Source organism: Sphingomonas sp. (assembly GCF_051962185.1).
In the GTDB taxonomy this organism is placed as follows: Bacteria; Pseudomonadota; Alphaproteobacteria; order Sphingomonadales; family Sphingomonadaceae; genus Sphingomonas.
In genome coordinates this window covers 1-3,337 of record NZ_JBQCCN010000276.1, presented here as the reverse complement: position 1 = coordinate 3,337, position 3,337 = coordinate 1, and the positions used below count along the sequence as shown (strand labels likewise).

Annotated in this window: 3 protein-coding genes and 1 pseudogene; all 4 read left to right on the top strand. The window is 66.8% G+C overall.

All coding sequences use genetic code 11. The annotated features are described in order from the left end of the window. Positions 1–289: pseudogene (locus ACTHJR_RS17325) on the top strand (FAD-linked oxidase); the annotation flags it as partial. Then, positions 290–1,597 carry a glycolate oxidase subunit GlcF gene (gene glcF, locus ACTHJR_RS17320; protein WP_440524554.1) on the top strand — a complete coding sequence of 436 codons (1,308 nt, stop codon included), beginning with the start codon at positions 290–292 and terminating at the stop codon, positions 1,595–1,597. It abuts the pseudogene before it with no gap. A 69-nt stretch (positions 1,598–1,666) separates the two neighbouring features. Continuing rightward, positions 1,667–2,854, top strand: a complete 1,188-nt coding sequence (gene rhmD, locus ACTHJR_RS17315) for an L-rhamnonate dehydratase (RefSeq protein ID WP_440524552.1) — start codon at positions 1,667–1,669, stop codon at positions 2,852–2,854. A gap of 9 nt (positions 2,855–2,863) precedes the next feature. Further along, on the top strand, positions 2,864–3,337 hold a 474-nt coding region (locus ACTHJR_RS17310), incomplete at its 3' end, for a fumarylacetoacetate hydrolase family protein (RefSeq protein WP_440524550.1).

The following is a 3,337-nucleotide window of genomic DNA, read 5'->3' as shown; positions in this document are numbered from 1 at the left end:
CATCGCGCCCGCCGCTCGAATGCCGGCGCTGATCGCGTCGCTCGACGACGGCGATTGGCTGATGGACTGGGCCGGCGGCCTGCTCTGGCTGGCGAGCGCGGCCGATCCGCAGGCGATCCGCGCGGCGGCGGCGCAGGCCGGCGGCCACGCCATGCTGGTCCGCGCCGACGCCGCGATGCGCGCCACGGTGCCCGCGCTCCATCCGCAATCCACGCCGCTCGCCGCGTTGGAAGAGCGCGTGCGCCGCGCCTTCGATCCGGCGGGCGTGTTCGAGACGGGACGTTTCTAGGTGCAGACGCAATTCTCCCCCGAACAACTGGCCGATCCGGCGATGGAAGTGTCCGAAGGGGTGATCCGCAAATGCGTCCATTGCGGCTTCTGCACCGCGACCTGCCCGACCTATGTCCTGCTCGGCGACGAGCTCGATAGCCCGCGCGGGCGGATCTACATGATCAAGGACATGCTCGAGAACGAGCGCGCGCCGAGCGCGGAGGTGGTCAAGCATGTCGACCGCTGCCTGTCCTGCCTGTCGTGCATGACGACCTGCCCGTCGGGCGTGAACTACATGCACCTGGTCGATCATGCCCGGGCCTACATCAACGACACGTACAAGCGGCCCTGGCACGAGCGAATGCTGCGCAGCATTCTGGCCTGGGTCCTCCCCTACCCCGCCCGGTTCCGGACCGCGCTGCGGCTGGCGCAGGTCGGACGGCCGCTGGCGCCGTTGTTCGCCAAGGTCGGCGCGCTGCACCCGCTCGCGGCGATGCTGGCGCTCGCTCCCAGGCACATCCCCGCCGCCCCGCCCAAGTCCGTTCCGTCCGCCCGCACCCGCCCCCGTGTCGCTCTGCTGCAGGGATGCGCCGAGCCCGTGTTACGCCCCGAATTCCGCGCCGCGGCGCTGCGCTTGCTCGACCGCGCGGGTTATGACGTGGTGCTGGCGCCGGGCGAGCAATGCTGCGGCGCGCTGGTGCACCATATGGGGCGCGAGGCAGCCAGTCTCGACGCCGCGCGGCGCAACGTCGATGCCTGGACGCGTGAGATCGACTCGGGCGGGCTCGCGGCGATCGTCGTCACCGCTTCGGGCGGCGGCACGACGATCAAGGATTACGGGTTCATGCTGCGCAACGACCCGGCCTATGCCGAGAAAGCGGCGCGGGTGTCCGAACTGGCGCGCGACATCAGCGAAGTGCTGATCGACGCCGATCTTCCCGCAGGCGACGGCCGCGGCCTTACCGTCGCCTATCACGCCGCCTGCTCGCTGCAGCATGGCCAGAAAGTGACCGACGCCCCCAAGCGCCTGCTCGCCGGTGCGGGCTATGCCGTCCGCACGCCGCTGGAAGCGCATCTGTGCTGCGGATCGGCGGGCACTTACAACATCCTCCAGCCCGAAATCGCCGGCCAGCTCGGCGACCGCAAGGCGGCGAATCTGTCGCGGCTCCAGGCCGACGTCATCGCCACCGGCAATATCGGCTGCGCGATGCAGCTCGCGCCGCGGCTCGGCGTGCCGGTCGTCCACACCATCGAGTTGCTCGACTGGGCCACCGGCGGCCCAGTTCCGCCGCAACTTATGGACCGTCCACCACGCGACAAAGGTTGACTTCAATAGTCATATTATACAATCAAGGCCAAGCGGTGCCGCTGATGGCATCGCGGGGGAAGGATTCGGATGGGCCTGCCGAAGATCAAGCATGTTCGCGCGTTTACCGTCCGGGGTGGCGGCGCGGACTATCACGACCAGGGCGACGGCCATTGGATCGACGACCACATCGCGACGCCGATGGCGCGCTATCCCGAATACCGCCAGTCGCGGCAGAGCTTCGGGATCAACGTGCTCGGAACATTGTTGGTCGAGCTCGAAGCCGACGACGGCACGGTCGGTTTCGCGGTGACGACCGGCGGCGAGCCCGCGGCGTACATCGTCGAAAAGCATCTGTCGCGCTTCCTGATCGGGCGTAGCCCCGCGGATTACGAGATCATCTGGGATCAGATGTATTTCTCGAGCCAATATTACGGGCGCAAGGGACTGGTGGTGAACGCCATTTCGGGCGTCGACCTCGCGCTCTGGGACCTGCTCGGCAAATTGCGCGGCGAGCCGGTCTATCACATGCTGGGCGGCGCGGTGCGCGACGAACTGCAATTCTATGCGACGGGTTCGCGGCCCGATATCGCCAAGGAGCTCGGCTTCATTGGTGGCAAGCTGCCGCTCCATCACGGCCCGGCCGAAGGGCTGGAGGGGATGGAGAAGAACATCGCGCTGCTTGCCGACATGCGGGCCAAATGCGGCGACGACTTCTGGCTGATGTACGATTGCTGGATGAGCCTCGACCTCGACTACGCCACGCGGCTGGCGCATCGCGCGTGGCACGAATGCGGGCTGAAGTGGATCGAGGAAGCGCTGAGCCCCGACGATTATTGGGGCTATGCGGAGCTTCGCAAGAACGCGCCCAAGGGCCTGCTGGTCACCACGGGCGAGCACGAAGCGACACGCTGGGGCTTCCGCATGCTGATGGACATGGGATGCTGCGACATCATCCAGCCCGATGTCGGCTGGTGCGGCGGCGTGACCGAGCTGATCAAGATCGCCAATTATGCCGACAGCCGCGGCGTGCTGATGGTGCCGCACGGGTCGTCGGTCTACAGCTACCACTTCGTCATCACGCGCCACAATTCGCCGTTCGCGGAGTTCCTGATGATGCATCCGGGACCGACCGAGGTGGTGCCGATGTTCGCGCCGCAATTGCTCGGCGAGCCGGTGCCGGTGAACGGCAAGATCCGCGCGAGCGAACTCGACAAGCCCGGCTTCGGTGTCGAGCTCAATCGCGATATCGCTCTCCACCGTCCCTATTCAAACTGAGGAAGTCACATGAAGCTCTGCCGTTATGGTGCCGTGGGCGCCGAGAAGCCCGGCCTGATCGACGCCGACGGGCGCATCCGCGACCTGTCGAGCCATGTCGGGGACATCGGTCCGGCCGAGCTGGGCAAGGAAACGCTGGCAAAGCTCGCCGCGATCGATCCGGCGTCGTTGCCGCTGGTCGAGGGTGACGTTCGCTATGGCGCCTGCGTCGCGGGCACGCGCCAGTTCATCGCGATCGGCACCAACTTCGCCGACCATGCCGCCGAATCGAATCTGCCGGTGCCCGAGGAACCCGTCGTCTTCCAGAAGTGGGTGAGCTGCATCCAGGGGCCGAACGACCCCGTCACCATCCCGAAGGACTCGAAGAAGACCGATTGGGAAGTCGAACTGGGCGTGGTGATCGGCACCGCCGCCTCGTACGTCGACGAGGCGAACGCGCTCGACCATGTCGCCGGCTATTGCGTGGTCAACGACGTCTCCGAA

Excerpts from the sequence above, each read along its gene's own strand:
- rhmD (WP_440524552.1), top strand. The coding sequence starts at position 1,667 with ATGGGCCTGCCGAAGATCAAGCATGTTCGCGCGTTTACCGTCCGGGGT.